This is a genomic window from Pelomonas nitida (assembly GCF_043555975.1).
Taxonomy (GTDB): Bacteria; Pseudomonadota; Gammaproteobacteria; order Burkholderiales; family Burkholderiaceae_C; genus Pelomonas; species Pelomonas nitida.
In genome coordinates, this window is sequence record NZ_JBIGIA010000010.1 from 16,451 (window position 1) to 38,425 (window position 21,975).

The 21,975-nt window shown below is 70.2% G+C and carries 13 protein-coding genes and 1 pseudogene; 6 read left to right on the forward strand and 8 right to left on the reverse strand.

Translation table 11 applies throughout. The features are described from left to right. The first annotated feature begins 61 nt into the window (after positions 1-61). Positions 62-1,366: a pectate lyase gene (pelA, locus tag ACG00X_RS13935; RefSeq protein ID WP_394488793.1), complete on the forward strand. Its 1,305-nt coding sequence runs from the start codon at positions 62-64 to the stop codon at positions 1,364-1,366. On the opposite strand, the gene ACG00X_RS13940 is transcribed toward pelA, so the two are convergent. From ACG00X_RS13940 to ACG00X_RS13965, 6 genes are all read right to left on the reverse strand, one after another. Continuing rightward, positions 1,350-2,714, reverse strand: coding sequence for an MFS transporter (locus tag ACG00X_RS13940; protein ID WP_394488794.1), 1,365 nt, complete (start codon positions 2,712-2,714; stop codon positions 1,350-1,352). The two genes, pelA and ACG00X_RS13940, sit on opposite strands and share 17 nt — an antisense overlap. Before the next feature lie 62 nt (positions 2,715-2,776). Further along, positions 2,777-4,216: an aldehyde dehydrogenase family protein gene (locus tag ACG00X_RS13945; RefSeq protein ID WP_394488795.1), complete on the reverse strand. Its 1,440-nt coding sequence runs from the start codon at positions 4,214-4,216 to the stop codon at positions 2,777-2,779. Positions 4,217-4,352: 136 nt separating this feature from the next. Continuing rightward, positions 4,353-5,681, reverse strand: a complete 1,329-nt coding sequence (gene gudD / locus ACG00X_RS13950) for a glucarate dehydratase (protein ID WP_394488796.1) — start codon at positions 5,679-5,681, stop codon at positions 4,353-4,355. Positions 5,682-5,793: 112 nt separating this feature from the next. Beyond that, positions 5,794-6,759 carry a Bug family tripartite tricarboxylate transporter substrate binding protein gene (locus ACG00X_RS13955; RefSeq protein WP_394488797.1) on the reverse strand — a complete coding sequence of 322 codons (966 nt, stop codon included), beginning with the start codon at positions 6,757-6,759 and terminating at the stop codon, positions 5,794-5,796. Positions 6,760-6,811: 52 nt separating this feature from the next. Further along, positions 6,812-7,723: a 5-dehydro-4-deoxyglucarate dehydratase gene (gene kdgD / locus ACG00X_RS13960; RefSeq protein WP_394488798.1), complete on the reverse strand. Its 912-nt coding sequence runs from the start codon at positions 7,721-7,723 to the stop codon at positions 6,812-6,814. 189 nt (positions 7,724-7,912) lie between these two features. Continuing rightward, a complete protein-coding gene (locus tag ACG00X_RS13965) occupies positions 7,913-8,644 on the reverse strand; it encodes a FadR/GntR family transcriptional regulator (RefSeq protein ID WP_394488799.1) in 732 nt (243 codons plus the stop codon). Positions 8,645-8,800: 156 nt separating this feature from the next. On the opposite strand from ACG00X_RS13965, the gene garD reads away from it, so the two are divergent. Both garD and ACG00X_RS13975 read left to right on the forward strand, forming a co-directional pair. After that, complete coding sequence (gene garD, locus ACG00X_RS13970) at positions 8,801-10,351, forward strand: galactarate dehydratase (protein WP_394488800.1); 1,551 nt, start codon at positions 8,801-8,803, stop codon at positions 10,349-10,351. Positions 10,352-10,603: 252 nt separating this feature from the next. Further along, complete coding sequence (locus tag ACG00X_RS13975; RefSeq protein WP_394488801.1) at positions 10,604-11,413, forward strand: glycosyl transferase; 810 nt, start codon at positions 10,604-10,606, stop codon at positions 11,411-11,413. Positions 11,414-11,419: 6 nt separating this feature from the next. Here ACG00X_RS13975 and ACG00X_RS13980 read toward each other — a convergent pair whose 3' ends face one another. Then, entirely contained in the window at positions 11,420-12,790 is a 1,371-nt protein-coding gene (locus tag ACG00X_RS13980) for an ROK family transcriptional regulator (protein ID WP_394488802.1), read from the reverse strand. Between the two features lie 98 nt (positions 12,791-12,888). Between ACG00X_RS13980 and ACG00X_RS13985 the strand changes: the two genes are divergently transcribed. From ACG00X_RS13985 to ACG00X_RS13995, 3 genes are all read left to right on the forward strand, one after another. Then, a complete protein-coding gene (locus ACG00X_RS13985) occupies positions 12,889-16,650 on the forward strand; it encodes a glycosyl hydrolase family 8 (RefSeq protein ID WP_394488803.1) in 3,762 nt (1,253 codons plus the stop codon). A 121-nt stretch (positions 16,651-16,771) separates the two neighbouring features. Further along, a complete protein-coding gene (locus ACG00X_RS13990) occupies positions 16,772-19,366 on the forward strand; it encodes a zinc-dependent metalloprotease (RefSeq protein WP_394488804.1) in 2,595 nt (864 codons plus the stop codon). Positions 19,367-19,492: 126 nt separating this feature from the next. After that, complete coding sequence (locus tag ACG00X_RS13995) at positions 19,493-21,085, forward strand: TonB C-terminal domain-containing protein (protein WP_394488805.1); 1,593 nt, start codon at positions 19,493-19,495, stop codon at positions 21,083-21,085. 362 nt (positions 21,086-21,447) lie between these two features. On the opposite strand, the pseudogene ACG00X_RS14000 reads toward ACG00X_RS13995, so the two are convergent. Then, positions 21,448-21,908: pseudogene (locus ACG00X_RS14000) on the reverse strand (IS3 family transposase); the annotation flags it as partial. Between the last annotated feature and the right edge of the window lie 67 nt (positions 21,909-21,975).

Consider the following 21,975-nt stretch of genomic DNA (forward strand, 5'->3'; position numbering starts at 1 on the left):
GCGCGCTCTGGCCCGCGTCGAGCCGGTAGATTGCCGGCCACCGTCAACTTCACCGTGCGCCATGCCCGCTGCTCGCCGTCTCACCCTGCTTGCCCTGGCACTCTCGTCGTCGGTCTTCGCGGCGCAGATCGGCACCATTCCTCCGGCCGAGTCCTTGACCGCGCAGCGCGTGGCGGCGCTTGCGGCCGCCGAGCGTGAGCCGTGGGCCGCCTACCTTGCCCGATCCGACGCGCAGCGCGTGGCCGACCGTGCGGCACTGGCCGCCGAGCGCAAGGGCCTGGAGACGCTGCCGCCCACACCGGCGGGTGGCCACAGCGAAGGCAGCATGCCGCTGGACAAGCCGGCCGCCTGGTACGCCAGCGAGGCGGCGTTGCTCGTCGCGCGCAACATTCTGAGCTTCCAGACACCGGCCGGCGGCTGGGGCAAGAACCAGCCGCGCGATGCGGCATCGCGCGAGCGCGGCCAGGCCTACGTGGCGGACAACAACTCCAAGCGCGCGACGGCTGGTGACTACGACCTCGCGCACGACCCGCAGTGGAGCTACGTCGGCACCATCGACAACGACGCGACGATCACCGAGATCCGCTTCCTGGCCCGTGTCGCGGCCCAGTTCCCGGGCGAGGCCGGCGAGCCCTACCGCCAGGCGGCGCAACGCGGGCTGGCCTATCTGCTGGCGGCGCAGTTTCCGAACGGTGGCTGGCCGCAGGTGTGGCCGTTGCAGGGCGGTTATCACGATGCGATCACGATGAACGACGACGCCTTCGTCGAGGTGGCCGAGCTGATGGGCATGGTGGTGCGCGGCGATGCTGACCTGGGTTTCGTGTCGCCGGCGCTGAAGACCGGGGCGGCGGCGGCCGAGGCGAAGGCCTTGCAACTGCTGCTGGCCATGCAGATTCGCGTCAACGGCAAGCCGGCGCTGTGGGCCCAGCAGCATGACGCGCTGACGCTGGCGCCGCAGTCGGCGCGCAACTACGAGCCGCCGGCGCTGAGCAGCACTGAAAGCGCCCGCGCGCTGATGTACCTGATGAGCCTGCCCCACCCGTCGCCGGCCGTCGTGGCGGCCGTGAAAGGGGGTGTCGCGACGCTGAAGGCGCTGGCGGTGCGAGACCTGGCCTGGGGCAAGGTGGACGACGCCGAGGGGCGCCGCCTGGTCAAACGGCCCGGTGCGGGGCCGTTGTGGGCCCGCTACTACGACGCCGTCACGCTCAAGCCGATCTTCGGTGACCGCGACAAGAGCCTGCACGACGACGTCAACGAGCTGAGCCTGGAGCGCCGCAACGGCTACAACTGGTGGGGCAGCGGGCCGTCGAAGGCGCTGGCGGCCTACGACGCGTGGGCCGCCAAGTGGGTCAAAGACCCTTCCTGAGTTCGAAGCGCTTGATCTCGCCGACGACGAACAGGTAGCAGCACACGGCCACCAGCGCGTTGGCGGCGACGAACACCAGAGCCGCGTTGAACGAACCCGTGCCCTTGATCAGGTAGCCGATGACGATGGGCGTCGTGATGCCGGCGGTGTTGCCGAAGGTGTTGAACAGCGCCCCCGACAGGCCCGAGATCTCCTTGGGCGAGGTGTCGGACACGACGGCCCAGCCCAAAGCGCCCAGGCCCTTGCCGAAGAAGGCCAGCGACATGATGGCCACGACGACGGCGGCGCTGTCGACGTAGTTGCACAGGATCATGCTGGTGGACAGCAGCATGCCGATGACGATGGGCGTCTTGCGGGCGAAGGTCAGGCTCTTTCCGCGGCGCAGCAGGCCGTCCGAGATCAGCCCGCCCAGCACGCCGCCGGCGAAGCCGCAGATGGCCGGCAGGGCGGCGACGAAGCCGGCGTTCAGGATGGACATGCCGCGTTCCTTGACCAGGTAGACGGGGAACCAGGTCAGGAAGAAGTAGGTCAGCGTCGTGATGCAGTACTGGCCCACGTAGACGCCCATCAGCATGCGGTTGGAGAGCAGCTGCTTGATGTAGTTCAGCTTGGGCGAATTGGGCGCGAAGCTGCGGCTCTGCGTGCCGGGTTCGTCCATGTTGACGAGGGCACCGCCGGCAGCGAGGTAGTCCAGCTCGGCCTTGTTCACCGTGGGGTGGGTGCGTGGCGTGTAGATCGTCTTGAGCCACACCGCGCTGAGCACCACGCCCAGCAGCCCCATGACGACGAAGACCGCCGGCCAGCCGAAGCTGTGCGTGATCCAGCCCATCAGCGGCGCGAACAGCACGGTCGCGAAGTACTGCGCCGAGTTGAAGATGGCCGAGGCCGTGCCGCGCTCGTTGGCCGGGAACCAGCTCGCGACGATGCGGCCGTTGGCCGGGAAGGACGGCGCCTCCGCCGCACCGACGAGGAAGCGCAGCGCGAACAGCGTCGTGACGGCGGTGCCGACCGTGGCCGTCAGGAAGGTGATGCCGCCCTGCATCAGCGTGAAGAGGGACCACAGCAGGATGCTGGCCGCGTAGACCCGCTTGGAGCCGAAACGGTCCAGCAGCCAGCCACCGGGCAGCTGCGCGATGACGTAGGACCAGCCGAAGGCCGAGAAGATGTAGCCCATCGTCACGGCGTCGATGCCCAGCTCCTTGGACAGCGCCGGGCCGGCGATGGACAGCGTGGCGCGGTCGGCGTAGTTGATCGTCGTGACGACGAACAGCATCGCGAGGATGAGGTAGCGCTTTTTCGTGCGTGCGGCGCTGCCGGCCTGGGCCAGCGAGGCGGTGGTGGTGTTCATCAATGTCTCCGGGGAATGCGGCGGCGCCGCCTTCTGCTGGGCGGCTGCACCTGAAAGGGGAATCAGGCCTGGGTGTAGGCCGTCTTCACGGTGGTGTAGAACTCGGCGGCGTAGCGGCCTTGCTCGCGCGGGCCGTAGCTGCTGCCCTTGCGGCCGCCGAACGGCACGTGATAGTCGACACCCGCCGTCGGCAGGTTGACCATGACCATGCCGGCCTGCGAATGGCGCTTGAAGTGCGTGGCGTACTTCAGCGAGGTGGTCGCGATGCCGGCGGCCAGGCCGAACGGCGTGTCGTTGGCCAGGGCCAGCGCGTGCTCGTAGTCGCGGGCGCGGATGACGCTGACGACCGGGCCGAACACTTCCTCGCGGTTGATGCGCATCTCGGGCGTGGTCTCGGTGATCAGCGCGGGCGTCAGGTAGAAGCCTGGCGCGCCGGCCGCGTTCGTTTCGAGGCGCTCGCCGCCCTGGGCCAGCTTGCCGCCGTCGGCCTTGGCGATGCCGATGTAGTCGACGTCCTGGCCGAGCTGGTTGGCGTCGACGACGGGGCCGATGTCGGTGCCGGCCTTGCGGGCGTCGTCGATCTTCAGCGTCTTCATCTTGTCGACCATGGCGGCGATGAAGCGGTCATGGATGCCTTCGGTGACGATGAGGCGGCTGGAGGCGGTGCAGCGCTGACCGGTAGAGAAGAAACCGCTGTTGACGGCGGCACCCACGGCCACGCCCAGGTCGGCGTCGTCCAGCACGATCATGGGGTTCTTGCCGCCCATCTCGAGCTGGAACTTGGCCATGCGGCCCACGGCGGCGGCGGCCACCTTCTGGCCCGTGGCGACCGAGCCCGTGAAGCTGATGGCGCCCACGCGCGGGTCCTTCAGCAGCTTCTCGCCGACGACCGAGCCTCGGCCCATGACCAGGTTGAACACACCGGCGGGCAGGCCGGCACGCGACAGGATCTCGGCCAGCGCCCAGGCCGAGCCCGGCACCAGGTCAGCCGGCTTGAAGACGACGCAGTTGCCCCAGGCCAGCGCCGGCGCGATCTTCCAGGCCGGAATGGCGATGGGGAAGTTCCACGGCGTGATCAGGCCGACGACGCCCACGGCCTCGCGGGTGATCTCCACGCCCACGCCGGGGCGCACCGACGGCATGGTCTCGCCGCCCGGGCGCAGCGCCTCGCCGGCGAAGAACTTGAAGATGTTGCCGGCGCGCACGACTTCGCCGATGGCCTCGGGCAGGGTCTTGCCTTCCTCGCGGGCGAGCAGGTCGCCCAGCTCGGCGCGGCGCGCCAGGATCTCGGTGCCGACGGCGTCGAGGATGTCGAAGCGCTGTTGCGGCGTGGACAGGCTCCAGGCCGGGAACGCGGCGGTCGCGGCAGCGATGGCGAGATCGGCCTGCGCGGCGTCGGCCTGGGCGTATTCGCCGATCAGGTCACGCGTGTCCGACGGGTTGATGTTGCGGGTGACGGACGCGCCGTCCAGCCATTCGCCGTTGATGAGGTTCTTGTACATCGTTGACTCTCCGAGGTGTTCATTGATGGGCCGCATTGCGGCCCGATCGCTGCGGCGGCACCCGTGGCACTGGCGGGGGCCAGGCCACCGGGCGCTGCCCCGTGAGGGGCGCGCAGCGGGCAGGGTGGTTGGGTCGTTAGCGGTCCAGCGCGGGCCGCTTGGGGTTGAAGGTCCAGCCGGGGATGAGATATTGCATCGCGATCGCATCGTCGCGTGCGCCCAGGCCGTATTGCTTGTAGAGCGCGTGGGCCTTTTCGACCTCGGCCATGTCGAGCTCCACGCCCAGGCCCGGCTTCTTCGGCACCTGCACATGGCCGCCGACGATCTGCAGCGGGTCTTTCGTGAGGCGTTGGCCGTCCTGCCAGATCCAGTGCGTGTCGATGGCCGTGACCTTGCCGGGCGCGGCGGCGCCGACGTGCGTGAACATGGCCAGCGACACGTCGAAGTGGTTGTTGGAGTGCGAGCCCCAGGTCAGGCCCCAGTCGCGGCAGGTCTGCGCCACGCGCACGGAGCCGGCCATGGTCCAGAAGTGCGGGTCGGCCAGCGGGATGTCCACGCTCTGCAGCGACAGCGCATGCGTGAGCTGGCGCCAGTCGGTGGCGACCATGTTGGTGGCCGTGGGCAGGCCCGTGGCGCGACGGAACTCGGCCATCACCTCGCGGCCCGAGAAGCCGTCTTCGGCGCCGCAGGGGTCTTCGGCATAGGCGACGATGCCGCGCATCTGCCGGCCCAGGCGGATCGCGTCCTTCAGCAGCCAGCCGCCGTTGGGGTCCAGCGTCACGCGGGCCTCGGGGAAGCGTTCGTGCAGTGCGCGCACGGCCTCGACCTCCTCGTCGCCGCGCAGCACGCCGCCCTTCAGCTTGAAGTCGTTGAAGCCGTAGCGCTCGCGGGCCGCCTCGGCCAGGCGCACGACGGCCTCGGGGGTCAGCGCCACTTCATGGCGCAGGCGGAACCAGTCGTTGTCGGCGCCGGGGGCGCTGTCGTAGGGGAGGTCGGTCTTGTTGCGGTCACCCACGTAGAACAGGTAACCCAGCATCTCGACGGCGTCACGCTGCTGGCCTTCGCCGAGCAGCGCGGCCACCGGCACGCCCAGGTGCTGGCCGAGCAGGTCCAGCAGCGCCGATTCGATGGCCGTGACGGCGTGGATGGTGGTGCGCAGGTCGAAGGTCTGCAGCCCGCGGCCGCCGGCGTCGCGGTCGGCGAAGGTCTGCTGGATCTTCTGAAGCAGGCCCTGGTGGGCGCCGAGCGGCTGCCCCAGCACGAGCGGGCGCGCGTCTTCCAGCGTCTGGCGGATCTTCTCGCCGCCCGGCACCTCGCCGACGCCGGTGTTGCCGGCGCTGTCGGTCAGGATGAGCAGGTTGCGCGTGAAGAACGGCGCGTGCGCGCCGCTGAGGTTGAGCAGCATGCTGTCGCGCCCGGCAACGGGAATGACGCGCAGCTCTTTGATGACGGGGGTGGAGCTCATGTGGATCCAGTGCTCAGTGTCTTCCCCAGCAGCACCCATGGATCTGGCTTCGCCAGTCCATCGGGTGCGCCCCCTTGAGGGGGCCGGCGAAGCCGGTAGGGGGTGGGTTCATTCAGTCAGCGGTGATCTTGCGATCGGTGATGACCTTCTTCCAGCGGTCGAACTCGGCGGCCTGGAAGCTGGTGAACTGCTGGGGCGTGTTGGCCACGATCTCGAAGCCTTGTTCCAGCAGCTTGGGTTTCACGTCCGGCGCATTGAGCGCGGCGACGATGGCGCCGTGCAGCTTGGCCTTGATGTCGGCGGGCAGGCCTTTCGGCGCCGCCACGCCTTGCCAGGAGTAGACCTGCAAGCCCTTGATGCCGAGTTCGTCGGTCGTCGGCACGTCGGGCAACACCGGCGAGCGCTTGGCACTTGTGATGCCCAGCGCTCGCAGCTTGCCGGCCTTGATCTGCGGCAATGCGGTGTTGATGTTCATGAAGCTGGCGTCCACCTGGTTGCCCAGCAGGTCGGTCATGACCGGGCCGCCGCCCTTGTAGGGGATGTGCATGCCGCTGGTGCCCGTCTGCTGCCAGAAGAGCTCGGCGGTGATGTGGTCGCTCGAGCCATTGCCGCTGGACGCGAAGCTCATCTTGCCGGGTTCGGCTTTCAGCAGCGTCAGCACGTCGGCCAGCGTCTTGTGCGGCGACGCGGCCGGCACCACCAGCACGTTGGGCGCCTGCACGGCGACGGTGATGTAGTCCAGCTCCTTGGTGGGGTCGTAGCCGACGTTCTTCAGCAGGTGCGGGCCGATGACCAGCGGCCCCAGCGACGTGACGAGCACGGTGTAGCCATCCGGCGCCGAGCGCTTGGCCGCTGCCGTGCCGATGGTGCCGCCGGCGCCGCCCCGGTTGTCGACGACGAAACTGCCGCCCAGCGACTCCTGCAGCTTGGCGCCCAGCGTGCGCGCGATGGCGTCGCTGGAGCCGCCGGGCGGGAAGGGCACGAGCAAGGACACGGGCTTGGCCGTGGGCCAGGCTTGAGCCATCACGGCGCCGCTGGCGGCAAGGCCCAGCAGCAGGGAGGTCAGCAGTCGTTTCATCGATGTCTCCTGGTTTTATGTAGACGACGAGCCGGGCGGTCAGGGCGTTACGTTATTGCGGTCCCAGCTTGGCGAGCAGCGCGCCGAGTTGATCGACCTCTGCCGGCAGCAGGTCCGACAGCGGCGGGCGCACCGGGCCTGCGCTGTGGCCCACCAGCGTGGCGCCTGCCTTCACGATCGACACGGCATAGCCTTCGGCCTTGTTGCGGATGGCGATGTAGGGCAGGAAGAAGTCGCGGATCAGGCGATCGGTCGTCGCGGTGTCGTTGGCGGCGTGCGCGTTGTAGAACTCCATCGCGGTCTTCGGGATGAAGTTGAAGACGGCGGACGAGTACACCGGGCAGCCCATGGCCTTGTAGGCACCGGCGAACACCTCAGCCGTCGGCAGGCCGCCCAGGTAGGCGAAGCGCTCGCCCAGCGTCTGGCGGATGGCGACGAACTTCTCGATGTCGCCCAGGCCGTCCTTGAAGCCGATCAGGTTGGGGCAGCGGTCGGCCAGCACTTGCAGCGAGGCGGGCGTCAGCTTGCAGGCGCCGCGGTTGTAGACGACCACGCCGAACTTGACGCTCTTGCAGACGGCCTCGACGTGGGCGATCAGGCCTTCCTGGCTGGCTTCGGTCAGGTAGTGCGGCAGCAGCAGGATGCCTTGGGCGCCCAGGCGCTCGGCCTCTTGCGCGTACTGGATGGCGACGCGCGTGCCGCCACCGGCGCCGGCGAGGATGGGCGTGCGGCCACGGCAGGTGTCCAGGGCGACCTTGATGACGTCGCTGTATTCGCCCGGCTCCAGCGAGAAGAACTCGCCCGTGCCGCCGGCGGCGAACAGCGCCGAGGCGCCGTAAGGCTGCAGCCATTCCAGGCGGTCTGCGTAGGCTTTGGGCGCGAAGTTGAGTTGCGCGTCGAAATCGGTCAGGGGGAAGGACAGCAGGCCGGACTCGAGGACGGCTTTGAGTTCTTGGGGCGACATGGACAGGTCTCCGTGAGTGTTGCGTGAGGGGACTCGATGGCCGAGTGGGTTCTCGAGACTAGTTGTAGGTCATCGTACAACTGTCGTCAAATCGGAGCGACTTGGGGGAAACCCGGAAGGCTTGGGGCTGGCGATGGCATGCCCCAGGTGAGCGCGGTCTCGGCGCCGGCGAGGGGGCGCCGCCCCGGCTCAGCCCGCCTCGGCCTGCGCGCGGCGGCGGCGTTCGCGGCTGTTGCTCAGGTGCGTGCGCATGGCGGCGCGCGCCGATTCGGCATCCTGGCTCGCGATGGCGTCCAGGATGCTTTCGTGTTCGGCATTCACGCGTCGCATATAGGCCAGCCGCTCGGCGCTCAGCGCGGCGGGCTCGGCGCTCTCCAGGCGCGCCCGCGGGATGATCTGGGCGCCCAGCGTGTTCATCAGCTCGGTGAAATGGCTGTTCTGCGTGGCGCGGGCGATCTCCAGGTGGAACTGGAAGTCGGCGGCGACCGAGTCCTCGCCGTTCTCCACGGCGGCGATGACGGCGTCCAGCGTGCGCCGCAGCGCGGCCAGGTTCTCGTCGCTGCGGCGCAGCGCGGCCAGGCCAGCGGCTTCGGTCTCCAGGCCGATGCGCAGCTCCAGCACGGCGATCACGTCCTGCAGCGTGCTGAACTGCTCCGGCGTGATCTTGAACGACGGGCCGTCGCCCGGGCCGATGACGAAGGTGCCGATGCCGTGGCGCGTTTCCACCAGCGACGCGGCCTGCAGCTTGGAGATGGCCTCGCGCACGACGGTGCGGCTGACGTCGAACTCCGCCATGATGGCTGCCTCGGTGGGCAGCTTGTCGCCCGCCCGCAACTGGCCCGCGCGGATGCGGTCTCCGAGCGAATCGACCAGTTCGAGAGCCAACGTGCGTGGCCGGCGGCGGGTGACAGGAGCGTGCATGCGCGGGTTTTCCCGGGGTTTTGAAGTGGGCGAGCGATCTAAAGTGATGTAAGTTGTACGACAACTAGACGACGTACAACAAGCCCATTTCGCACTTTAGCTACAGCCACGCCGGTTATGACTGCTGTTTCCCCCCGTCCCCCGCTGACCATCCGCATGCGTGCCGAGGACAACGTCGCCATCGTCGCCAACGATGGCGGATTGCCGGAAGGCACGCTGCTGCCAGCCGGCGTGCCCGGCGCGGGCCTCGTGCTGCGGGAGAAGGTGCCCCAGGGGCACAAGGTTGCGCTGGTGGACATCCCCGAGGGCGCCGTGGTGCTGCGCTATGCGGTGCCCATCGGCTACGCGCTCAAGCCCATTCCCGCCGGCAGCTGGGTGCACGAGCGGCTGCTGCAGATGCCGGCCGCACGTGAACTCGAAGGGCTGCCCATCGCGACGGTCAGGCCGCCCGAGGCCGACCCGCTGACCGGCTACACCTTCGAGGGCTACCGCAACAAGGACGGCTCGGTCGGCACGCGCAACATCCTGGCCATCACGACCACGGTGCAGTGCGTGGCCGGCGTCGTCGCGCAAGCCGTGGCGCGCATCAAGGCCGAGCTGCTGCCGCTCTACCCCAACGTCGACGACGTCATCGGCCTGGAGCACAGCTACGGCTGCGGCGTGGCCATCGACGCGCCCGATGCCGTCATTCCCATCCGCACGCTCAAGAACATCTCGCTGAATCCCAACTTCGGCGGCGAGGTCATGGTGGTCAGCCTGGGCTGCGAGAAGCTGCAGCCCAGCCGGCTGCTGCCGCCGGGCAGCTTCCCTATTGTTGACGAGCGGGGCGCCGAGGCCGGCCCCGAGACCGTCTGCCTGCAGGACGACGCGCACGTGGGCTTCATGTCCATGCTCGACGACATCCTGCAGACCGCCAAGCCCCACCTCGAACGCCTGAACGCCCGCAAGCGCGAGACCGTGCCGGCGAGCGAGCTGGTCGTCGGCGTGCAGTGCGGCGGCAGTGACGCGTTCTCGGGCGTGACGGCCAACCCGGCCGTGGGCTTCTGCGCCGACCTGCTGGTGCGGGCCGGCGCCACCATCATGTTCAGCGAGAACACCGAGGTGCGCGACGCCGTGGAGCAGCTCACCAGCCGTGCCGCCAGCTCGGAAGTGGCCGACGCGATCATCCGCGAGCTGGGCTGGTACGACCGCTACCTCGACCGCGGCCGCGTCGACCGTGCCGCCAACACGACGCCCGGCAACAAGGCCGGCGGCCTGTCCAACATCGCCGAGAAGGCGATGGGCTCCATCATCAAGAGCGGCAGCTCGGCCATCAGCCACGTGCTGTCGCCCGGCGACAAGCTGCGGCGCGACCAGCGTGGCCTCGTCTACGCGGCCACGCCCGCCAGCGACTTCATCTGCGGCACGCTGCAGCTGGCCGCCGGCATGAACCTGCACATCTTCACCACGGGCCGCGGCACGCCCTACGGCCTGGCCGAATGCCCGGTCGTGAAGGTCGCCACCCGCACGGACCTGGCCCGCCGCTGGCACGACCTGATGGACGTCAACGCCGGCCTCATCGCCGACGGCGAAGCCACCATCGAGGAGACGGGCTGGGCGATGTTCCGCCTGCTGCTGGACGTGGCCAGCGGCCGCCGCAAGACCTGGGCCGAGCACTGGAAGCTGCACAACGCACTCGTGCTGTTCAACCCGGCGCCGGTGACCTGAGCGTGGCGGCGGCCGGCGTCTGAAAAAGCCGCGGCCGCACGCGCGGCATGCCCGCGTGGGATACTGCCGCCGGCATCCGGTGACGGCGGCATGCGTTCAGATGAGCCCTGCAAAATCCTGTCGATCCGGATGATTCCAACCGCCGGCACAGCGCCGGGCAAGGGCGTTTTTCGCCATGCCCGGCAGGCCGGTTGCGGTTGAATTCAAGACACGAGACGCGGTGGCGCTCGAAGGGAACAACAGAGAGCGCGCATGAAGCAAATCGTCTGCGTCAAATGGGGCACGGGCTACGGCCCCGAGTACGTCAACCGCCTCTACGGCATGGTGTCGCGGCACATCACGGGGCCGTTCCGCGTGGTCTGCCTGACCGATGACCGCGCCGGCATCCGGGCCGAAGTGGAATGCTTCGACCTGCCGGAGCTCGGCGTGCCGCACCCCGAGCGCACGGCGGGCAAATGGCGCAAGCAGGTGCTGTGGGGCGAGACCGTGCCGGGCCTGGAAGGCGTGGCGCTGTTCATCGACCTGGACTCGGTGATCGTCGGGTCGCTGGACCCCTATTTCGAGTTCGGCAACGAGGACGATGTCATCTGTGCGCGCAACTGGGCGCGGCCGCTGGCGCGTCTGGGCCAGACCTCGGTGTTTCGTTTCAAGGTGGGTGCCAACGCCCATCTGCTGAAGAACTTTCGCGCCGACCCGCAGGGCGTGGCCGACAAGTACGGCTTCGAGCAGCATTACGTGACGGCGAGTGTGACGGGTGGCATCAAGTTCTGGCCCGAAAGCTGGACGCGCCACTTCCGCCTGCACTGCATGCCCGCGTTCCCGCTGAACTACTTCGTGACGGCGCATTGCCCCAAGGACGCGCTCATCGTCACCTTCCCCGGCGGGCCCAACCCCGACGATGTGCTGATGGGCTGCTGGAACAAGAACGTCCCGCCGTATCGCACACGGCTGCAGCATCTGATGGCGCTGTTCAGCGGGCCGCGCGTCGACGAGAAGCGCTGGCGGCATCTGCGCCGTTATGTGCTGCCGGTGCCTTGGATCGCCGAGGCCTGGAAAGACTGACGCCCGTCAAGCCGCCGACGGCTGCGTGAGCCTGTGGCTGGCCCCGGCGCCGGCAGCGGCGCCCATGGCGATGGCATCGGCCCCGAAGCGCGACACCCGCAGCTGCGGGCCGGCCAGGGGCTCGGTTCGGGGGCGGCTCTGCAGCACGGCCATGGCCGGTGCCAGCAGGGCGTCACCCAGTTCGATGACCGGGCCGCCCAGCACGATGCAGGCGGGGTCGTAGGCGGCCGCCAGGTTCTGCAGCACCACACCCAGGTACCGGCCGGCGCTGGCCACGGCCTGGGTGGCCTGCCCGTCGCCAGCCGCCACGCGGCGCTGCAGCGCGGCCAGCGCGCCCGAAAGCGTGGGCACTGCGATCGCCTGGCCAGCCGCGTGCAGCACGGCTTGCGCGCCGATGAACGCCTCGACGCAGCCCTGGCGCCCGCAGGAGCATCGCGGCCCGGCCGCCCCTTGCAGCACCATGTGCCCCACCTCGCCGGCCAGGCCGCGGGCGCCGGTCAGCAGGCGGCCGCCCACGACGACACCCGCGCCCACGCCCAGGCCGACCAGCGCAAAGATCAGCGGATCGGCCCCGGGCGACGGATTGAATTCGGCCTCGCCCAGCGCGGCGGCATCGGCATCGTTCTGGATGAAGACCGGCACGCCGGCAAGCGCCGTCCCCCGCAGCGCCGTACGCAGCAGCGTGGCGAAGGGCAGGTCGTGCCAACCCAGGTGGTGGGCGTAGATGAGCCGGCCGCTGGCCGCGTCCACGCCGCCGGGCAGGCCCACACCCACACCGATGATGCGTTGCGCCTCGCCCAGCGTATCGGCGGCGTCCACCAGCAGCCCGGCCAGCGTCTCGACGCAGGCGCTCGCGCCACGGCCGCTGTCGTAGCCGGCCGCGTGGCTGGCGCGCAGGTCGCCCGTCAGCGAGGTCAGCACGACACGCACGACGCCCAGGCCCACCTCGGCGCCCAGTAGCAGCAGCCGGTCGGGGTCGACGAACAGCGGCGTCGGGCGGCGGCCGAGGTCGCCGGTCGCGACGACGTCTCGCGCCACCAGCCAGCCCTCGTCGATCAGCTCTCGCGTTAGCGCACTGACGGTGGATTTGGTCAGGCCCAGCGCGGCGGCCAGCTCCGCGCGGCACAAGCCGGGGCGCAGGCGCAGCTGGCGGATCAAGGCCCTGCGATTGCCGCGCTTGAGCTGGGCCTGGCCGCTGTCGCTGCCGGCTTTCATCAGGCTGGCCGTCGTCAGCATGTTCAACGTGCCCGGTCGCGCCGGGCTTGGGCGGTGTGGACGGCGCGGCGTGGCGTGGGCTTCATGGGGCTGGTGCGGCAACGGCGGCAGCGCGGCTGAGGAAGGCTGGGTGATGGTGTTGATGGTATCGCTATCAGCCATCGGCGCTGTCTGTGCACGCATGGTGGTTTACCAGGGCGCCGGCATGAATGCGCTGTCCATACACTCGCGCTGATTGCGCAACCATCAATGTGGTGACCATGGGTTCAGATGCCGGAAGCGTGCGGTGGCCGTTGGTGGCGCGCGTGGCCTTGCGGGGGCTCGTGCTGGGCCTGGCGTTCTTCGTGTCGGCCGCAGCGGCCTGCGACGCCCCGGTGGCCGTCTGCCTGCGGGACGCGCCCGGCAGCCTGGGCCTCGTGCGTGCGGGGCAGCCGGCGGCCGTCGTCGTCGAGGACGGCGCCGATCCGGCGCTGCAGCATGCCGGCCGCAGCTTCGTGGCCGATCTGCAGCGCGTGGCGGGCCGGCCCGCGGTGCTGTTGCGGGGCGTCGAGGCGGCGCCGCGCGAGCTGGTGCTCATCGCGCAGCTGGGGCGCAGCGCGCTGCTGGACAGCCTGGTGACCCGCGGGCGGCTGCCGGCGGCGGACTTGCGCGGCCGCTGGGAGGCGTTCCGGCAGATCGTCGTTGAGCGGCCGTTCGACGGCGTGGAGCGCGCCTTGGTGATCGTCGGCGCGGACCGGCGCGGCGCCGTGTTCGGCACTTACGACCTGTCTGCGCGCATCGGCGTGAGCCCCTGGCATTGGTGGGCCGACGTGCCGGTGCAGCGGCGGGCCGACGTGTTCGTGACCTCCGGTGCACGCACGGACCAGCCCGGGGTGAAGTACCGCGGCATCTTCATCAATGACGAGGCGCCGGCCTTCAGCACCTGGGCCCAGGCGAAGTTCGGGGGCGCCAACGCGGGCCTGTATGCCCATGTCTTCGAGTTGCTGCTGCGGCACAAGGGCAATTACCTGTGGCCGGCGATGTGGCCGCCGCGCGCCTTCAACGCCGACGACCCGGCGGCCCGGGTGCTGGCCGATGAGATGGGCGTCGTCATGGGCACGTCGCACCACGAGCCGATGACGCGGGCGCACGACGAGTGGCGGCGCTTCAAGGGCGGAGCGTGGGACTACACGAAGAACGCCGCCCAGCTGCGCGAGTTCTGGCGCGGCGGCATCGAGCGCAACATGGGCCGGCCGGACGGCAGCGCCTTCGACACCCTCATCACCGTGGGCATGCGCGGCGATGGTGACGAGCCCATGAGCGACAGCACGGCCACCGCGCTGCTGCAAGGCATCGTCAACGACCAGCGCCAGATCATTGCCGACGTCACCGGCCGCCCCGCCGAGCAGACGCCGCAGATGTGGGCGCTCTACAAGGAAGTGCAGGACTACTACGACTTGGGGCTGAAGGTGCCCGACGACGTGCTGCTGCTGTTCTGCGACGACAACTGGGGCCAGATCCGCCGGCTGCCAGAGCCAGGGGCCAAGCGCCCCGGTGGCTATGGCGTGTACTACCACTTCGACTACGTCGGCGGCCCGCGCAACTACAAGTGGCTCAACACCAACCAGATCGAGAAGACCTGGCAGCAGATGGACCTGGCGCACCGCCACGGTGCCGATGCGCTGTGGATCGTCAACGTCGGCGACATCAAGCCGATGGAGTTCCCGATCAGCTTCTTCCTCGACATGGCCTGGGCACCCGAGCGCATGACGCCGGCAGCGCTGGCGGCCTACCCGGCGAACTGGGCGGCGGCCACCTTCGGCCCGCCGCAGGCGGCCGAGATCGGCGCCATCCTCACGCGCTACAGCCAGTACGCCGCGCGGCGCAAGCCCGAGCTGCTGGACGAGCGCAGCTTCGCCCTCGGTGAGGCGCAGCCGGGCCTGCTGCGCGGCGGCGAGTTCGGCCTGCGCGTGGCCGAGTGGGACGCGCTGGTGGCGCGGGTCGCGAAGGTCAAAGCCGCGTTGAAGCCCGAGCAACTGGATGCCTATTTCCAGCTCGTCGAACACCCGGTGCTGGCGCTGGCCACGCTGTACCGGCTGTACGAAGCCGTGGCCTGGAACCGGCGGCTGGCCGCTGCCGGGGACGTGCGGGCGAATGTCTTCGCCGACCGCGCCGAGGCTGCGTTCGCCCGCGACCAGGCGCTGACCGACCAATACCACGCCATCGCCGGCGGCAAGTGGCGCGGCATGATGCTGCAGACCCACATCGGCTACACCGGCTGGCAGCAGCCCGAGCGCAACGTGATGCCGGCGCTGCAGCGTGTGCCGGGGCCGGCGCCGGACGCGGCCACGGTGTTGCAGCAGCTGGCGCGTGGTGCGATGACGTCCGTCGACGCTGCCGTCACGCTGCCGGCCCCGCAGTTCAGCCGGGCCGTGAACGGCCGGGGGCTGACGTGGGCTGCCATCCCGCACCTCGGCCAAGGGGAGGGCGCCGTGCTGGCGCTGCCGCAGGGGCAGCCGGCCACCACGCTGGCCGATGGCGTGCGGCTGGTGTATGACCTCGACCTGCCGCAGGGCGGCGACATCGACATCGGCCTGCACCTGGTGCCGACGCTGGCCACGGGGGGTGGCGGCGGCCTGCGCGTGGCGGTGGGGCTGGACGACCGGCCGCCGCAGGTGCTGCGCCTGTCGTTGCAGCCCACGGCCGGGCCTGAGCGGCGGCCGGAGGAGGCCGCCTGGGCGCGGGCCGTCATCGCCAACCAGGCCCGTCTCGTCGCGCGCGAAGCCGGCGTGGCGCCTGGCCGCCATGTGCTCAGCGTCTGGCGGCTGGACGACAACGTCGTGCTGCAGAAGCTGGTGATCGAGCCTGTCACCCGTGCCGCGCCGGATACGGCGGCGGCGCCCACCGGCCGCTACCGCAACCTGTTGCGCGAGCTGCGCCCCGACATCAGCGAGGCCGACATCGACCGCAAGCTGGCCGATTACTGGCAGTCCCTGTTCGACGGCGATGCCGAGCATCGCGTGGTGCATGCCGGCGCACCGACGGCCGATGGCCCGGCGTCCTATGTGCTGGATGTGGGCAACGGCGATGTGCGCAGCGAAGGCATGTCCTACGCCATGATGGTGGCCGTGCAGATGGGCCGTCAGGCCGAGTTCGACGCGCTGTGGAACTGGGCCGCCACGCACATGCGCTACGCCACGGGGCCGCGCGCCGGCTACTTCCGCTGGCAGTGCCTTCCCAGTGGTTGCGACAAGGACACGGTGCCCGCGTCCGACGGCGAGGCCTACTTCGCCACCGCGCTGCTGATGGCCGCATCGCGCTGGGGCAGCCGCGCGGGCCTGTATGACTACGACACCCAGGCCCAGGTCTTGCTCGCGGCCATGCTGCACCAGCCGTCGGTGGACGGTGCCAGCGGCGTGCGGCCCATGTTCTCGCCCGAGCACGGCCAGGTCGTCTTCGTGCCGGTGGGCGATGCCGCCGGGTTCACCGACCCGTCCTACCACCTGCCGGCCTTCTACGAGCTCTGGTCGCGGCGCGCCGCCCGTGCGGCCGACCGGCAGCGTTGGCGCGAGATTGCCGAGATCAGCCGCGCCTACTTCAGCAAGGCCGCGCATCCGCGCACCGGGCTCACGCCCGATTACGCCGGGTTCGACGGCCGCCCGCACGCGCACGAGGGGCATGAGGACTTTCGCTACGACGCCTTCCGCACGGCGGTGAACTGGAGCGTCGACCAGGCCTGGTGGGGCCGCAACCCGGCCGCCGCCGGGCTGAGCCAGCGGCTGCTGCGCTTTTTCGCCGGGCAGCAGATGCAGCCCTACCCGCACCTCTACACGCTGGACGGACGGCCGTTGACGGACGAGCCTTCCAAGGGCCTGATGGCCAGCAATGCCGTGGCTGCACTGCTGGTGGACGAGGCGCTGGCGCGGCGCTTCGTCGAGGACCTCTGGGCGCTGGCGCCGCCGGGCGGGCGGTGGCGCTACTACGACGGATGGCTGCAGTTCATGGGCCTGCTGCACGTGACGGGCCGGTTCAAGGCCTGGTGAATTTCCCCCTCAAAGGGGGTGTCGTCCTGCAAACGATCAGGCGCCCGTGCGGCGCAGGGCGCCGACCTCCCTAACATCGCGACGCGCGACGCAATGCGCGCCCAACCACGGGAGATTCGATTTGAACAACGAGATCCGCAGCTGGCTCCGGTGGCCGCCGCTCGTGCTGGCCATCGCGGCTGGCCCGGTGCTGGCGCAAACGCCGCCCGCCATGCCGGCTTCGGCACCCCAGGCCGCCGCTGCAGCCTCCGGCCCCGCCGGGTCGGTGCGGTCACCCCTGACCCCGCCGGACGCCAGCGAGCCCAAGCCCTACGACAAGGTCATCACCGCCGAGGCCCGCACGCAGGCCGGGCTGTTCACGGTGCACAACATCAAGAACAAGCTGTACTTCGAGATCCCCAAGGCCATGCTGGAGCAGCCGCTGCTGATGGTGGCCACCGCCACGGCGGTGCCGGCCGGGCTGCAGCATGCCGGGCTGATGCTCAACCAGGACGTGCTGCGCTTCGTGCTGCACCAGAACCGCGTGCTGCTGCAGCTGGTGACGCACGCCGCCGTGACGGCGCCCGGCAACGTGCTGGCCGACGCCGTCGGCCAGTCGCAGCGCGATGCCATCCTGGCCGTCTTCCCCGTGGAGGCCTTCAGCAAGAGCGGTGCGCCGGTCATCGAGGTGTCGCGGCTGTTCAGCTCGGAGATCGGCGACTTTTCTGCCCGCACCATGGTGCGCGGCGGGCTGGACGCCAGCCGCAGCTATGTCGAGAAGACCAAGGCCTTTGCCGGCAGCCTGCGGGTGGATGCCGTGCAGACCTACACGGTCTCGCCCCAGCCGCTGATCGCCGCCATGCCGGGCCTGCCGGTCGCGGCGCCGATGCAGCCGTCGCGCAGCGTGTCGCTCAACATCGCCTACAACATCGTGCAGCTGCCCGAGCGGCCCATGATGCCGAGGCTGTTCGACGACCGCGTGGGCTTCCTGAGCATCGGCCGCGTGGACTTCGGCGCGGGGCTGCAGGAAGCGCGCCCCGAGCGCCTCATCACGCGCTGGCGGCTGGAGAAGAAGGAGCCCGAGGCCGCGCTGAGCGAGCCGGTCAAGCCCATCGTCTGGTATGTCGACAAGGCCACGCCGACGGCGCTGGTGCCCTATGTCATCAAGGGCGTGGAGGCCTGGAACGCGGCCTTTGAGGCCGCCGGCTTCAAGAACGCCGTGCAGGCGAGGCCCTACCCGACGCCGGAGCAGGACCCCGAGTTCGACCCCGAGGACGTGCGCTACAACATCGTCCGCTGGGTGCCGTCGCCGGTGGCCAACGCCTATGGCCCGCACCTGGCCGACCCGCGCAGCGGCGAGATCCTGAACGCCGACGTCGTGCTGTTCCACAACATCCTGCAGTTGCAGCAGGACTGGTATCTGACCCAGGTCGGCCCGCTGGACCCGCGCGCCCGCAAGCTGCCGCTACCCGATGACCTGGTGGGCGAGCTGGTGGCCTTCGTCGTCTCGCACGAGGTGGGGCATTCGCTGGGCTTCCCGCACAACATGAAGGCCAGCTCGCTGTACCCGGTGGAGAAGCTGCGTGACCCGCAATGGCTCAAGACCATGGGGCACACGCCTTCGCTGATGGACTACAGCCGCTTCAACTACGTCGCGCAGCCCGAGGACGGCGTGGACCCGGCGCTGCTCATCCCGCGCATCGGGCCGTACGACGTCTTCGCGCTGCGCTGGGGCTACACGCCCATCCCCGAGGCCAAGACGCCGCAGGACGAGCGCGCGCAGCTCAACCTGTGGGCCCGCGAGCAGGAGAGCAAGCCCTGGCTGCGCTTCAGCGCACCGCGCGCCGAAGGCGGCGACGTGGGCCAGAACGCCGAGGCCGTGGGTGACGCCGACGCCGTGGCCGCCTCCGGCCTGGGCATGCGCAACCTGCAGCGCGTGATGAAGATGCTGCCCGGCGCCGTGCCGCAGGACGGCGGCGACGACCAGCTGCTCGCGCGGCTGTACCAGGGCACCTGGCTGCAGTGGGCGCGGGAGATGTCGCACGTCATCGCCATCGTCGGCGGCTACGAGGTGCAGAACCGCCATAACGACCAGCCCGGCGCCATTGCCCAACCGGTGCCGCGTGAGCGGCAGGCCAAGGCCATGCGCTTCCTGGCCGAGCAGATGCTGGCCCCGCCGACCTGGCTGCTGGACACCACCATCACGCAGCGCCTGGGCCCGGTCGAGGCCACGCTGCCGCAGACCATGAACCAGCGTGCTCTGCTGCGTTATCTACTGGCACCGGCGCGCACGCAGCGCCTGATGGCGCAGGAGAACCGCCTCGGCGCGCGTGCCTACCGGCTGACCGATCTGTTCGGCGACCTGCGCCGGGGCGTGTTCCCCGAGCTGGGCAGCGACGCCGCCATCCCGAGCTGGAGGCGCGGCCTGCAGCGCCACTATGTGGACACGCTGGCCGAGCGCATCGCCGTGCCCGACCCGATGCGGCTCGACGAGAGCGAGCCCGGCGTGCGCGCCGAGCTGCGCGAGTTGCAGCGCACGCTCGGCCCGGCGGCGTCGCGTGGCGACTTCACGCGCCAGGCTCACCTGCGCGCGCTCGTGGACGTCATCGACAAGGCGCTGAACCCACGCACCGCCTCGGCAGGCGCCGGGCTCACGGCCACGGTCGTGCGCCCGGCGGGCTGGTTTGACGGTGACGACCTGCCTTGCTGGCGTGACACGGGTTTGGGTCTTGACTGAGTTTTCGCCCCGGCGGGTCAGCGGCGCGTTTCGGCGCCTGCCGTCCGCCGCCGCGCCATCAGCCGCCACGGACAATGGCGGCATGAGCCGCGCGCGAGTGAGCATGAACACAGCCAGGGCCGCCGCGTGCTGGTGACGGCCACGCCCCTGCACGCGCGCAGCCCGCGCCTGCCGGTCGCGCTGTTGCTGTCGCTCGCGGCGCATGCGCTGGTGTTGAGCGTCACCTTCGGCGCCTATGGCCTGCATCTGCCGGGCCTGAGCCTGCCGTGGCAGGCCGTGCCGGCCGCCACGCCCGACCTGCAGGTGGTGCTGCAGCCGGCAGCGCAGCCCGAGGCGCCGCCGCTGCCTGGTGAACCGGCCGCAGCCGTGGTGCAAGCGCATGCCCCGGTGGACGACGCGCCCCCCGAGCCCGCCGCTGCCGGCGGGCCGCCGCTCATCACCGTGGAGCGCCCCGTGGCCGAATGGGCCGTGCCGGCGGCCTCGGCGCCCGTGCCGGCCACGCTGGCCGCCTTGCCTGGTGCGTCGGCACCGGTGGTCGAGCGCCTGCGCCCCACCGCCGAGGCTGTCGCCCCGCGCGCAGCGGCGCCCGCGCGCGACCTGGCCGAGCTCGACCGCGCGCGCGAATCGATGGCCTCGGCCGCGCCGGTGGCGACGCTGGAGGCCGCGTCAGCGCCGGCCGTGGAGGCCTTGCGGCGGCCGGGCGAATCGCTGCGCCTGCGCACCGAACGCGATCGTGCTGACGCGCTGGCCCAGGTCGAGAGCGGCCGCCAGTCGCTCGCGCAGGCGGCCGCCGTCGCCACGCTGTCGGCCGCGTCGGCGCCGGCGCTGCAGTCCTTGCGCCGCGCCAGCGACACGCTGCGCCCCCGGGCCGATGTCGACCGCAGCGCCGAGCTGGCCCAGCTCGACCGCGGGCGCCAGGAAGCGCAGCAGCGCGCCGGCCAGCTGCAGGCCCTGCGCGAGGCCGCCGAGCGGCAGGAGGCGCAGAGACAGGAGCAAGCGCGGCAGGAACAGGCGCGCCAGGCGCTGGCCCTGCAAGAGCAGGCCCGGCAGGCCGCCGCATCGCAGGAGGCGGCGCGACAACAGGCTGCACAGGCCGCCGCGCAGGCTGCCGAGCAGGCCCGGGTGGCGCAGGCCGAGGCGGCCCGCCTGGATGCCGAGCGCCGCGAGGCGGCGCGTCAGGCGGTGCTGCGGCAGGAGGGCTTGCGGTTGGAAGCGGCCCGGCTCGCGGCGGCCCAGGCGCAGGCCGAGAACGATCAGCGCGAGGCCCGGCGGCGCGCCATCGGCCGCCAGCTCGACGAGGAGGCCGCCCAACGCGACGCCCAGCGCTCCGCACGTGACGCGGAGCGCCAGCGCCCGGACTGGGCACCCGCGCGGCGCGGCCGGCTCTACAGCCGCGTCGACGCCAACGCCGAGCTGACCCAATACGGCGAGCTGTGGGCCCGCAAGATCCAGCTCAACCCCACCTTCGAGCTGGTGCGCGCCGTCGCCGCGCAACCCCACACGGACCCCATCGTCACCGTGGCCGTGCGCAGCAACGGCTCGGTGGAGGCCATCACCTTCGTGCGCTCCAGCGGCGTGCCAGCCTTGGACGACGCCATCCGCCGCGTCGTGCGGAGTCAGGAGAACTACCCGGCTTTTTCACCGGCGCTGCTGCAAGACTTCGACGTGGTCGAGATCCGCCGCACCTGGCATTTCGATTCGGCGGTGAGGTTGTATTGAGCGTTGGCAGGGCGGCGGCTGCGTAAGGCTGATCTGAGTCGCTCGGTGTTGATGTCCAGAGCGGCGGCGGTGCTCGTCACCGGGCATTCGATGTTCCAGGAGACGTCCGACCGCTCTACCCCTGAAAGGGAACATTGGCCAGGCTCGATACTTGGCATTTGCCCCCTCTCCCAGCATTGACTTTGCCCCCGAAAACCGTCTCCCTTGCTGAGTGATTCAATGCAAGCAAGGAGAGTGGGAATGACGAAGCCGAAGGCGGCGCCGAGGGCGCGCTATACGATGGAGTTCAAGCAGGAGGCCGTGCGCCTGGTCGAGGGCGGTCAGAGTGACCTTGCCCCTGAATTCCGTATCCCATAGCTGGACTACGCGTTGACTTGCCGGCGTTGGCCGGCGAGCCAGTTTTCTTCGAACTGCATCGGGCTGACGTAGGCCAGCGTCGAGTGCAGCCGAGTTCGGTTGTACCAGAGCATCCAGGCCACGACTTCGTCCATGGCCTGGCGCCTGCTCTTGAAGCGCTGCCCGTGCAGCCGCTCCACCTTCAGCGAACCGAACAAGGTCTCGCTGCAGGCGTTGTCCCAGCAGTTGCCTCGCCGGCTCATCGAGGCGGTGATGCCGTATTCGGTGAGCACGTCGCGGAAGTCCTTGCTGGCGTACTGGCTGCCCCGGTCGCTGTGGAAGATCAGGCCCGCGTCCTTGGCCGGATGGCGCTTGAACCAGGCCATGCGCAGCGCGTCGATGACCAACTCGCGTGTCATGTCATGTCTTGCCTCAGCGACCAGCCCACCACCTGACGACTGAACAGGTCGATTACCACGGCCAGGAACGGCCGCGCGAGGCACTCGTTCAACTTGACAGTCTCAACTTTGGCCGGAGTGGAAGATCGAGATCGT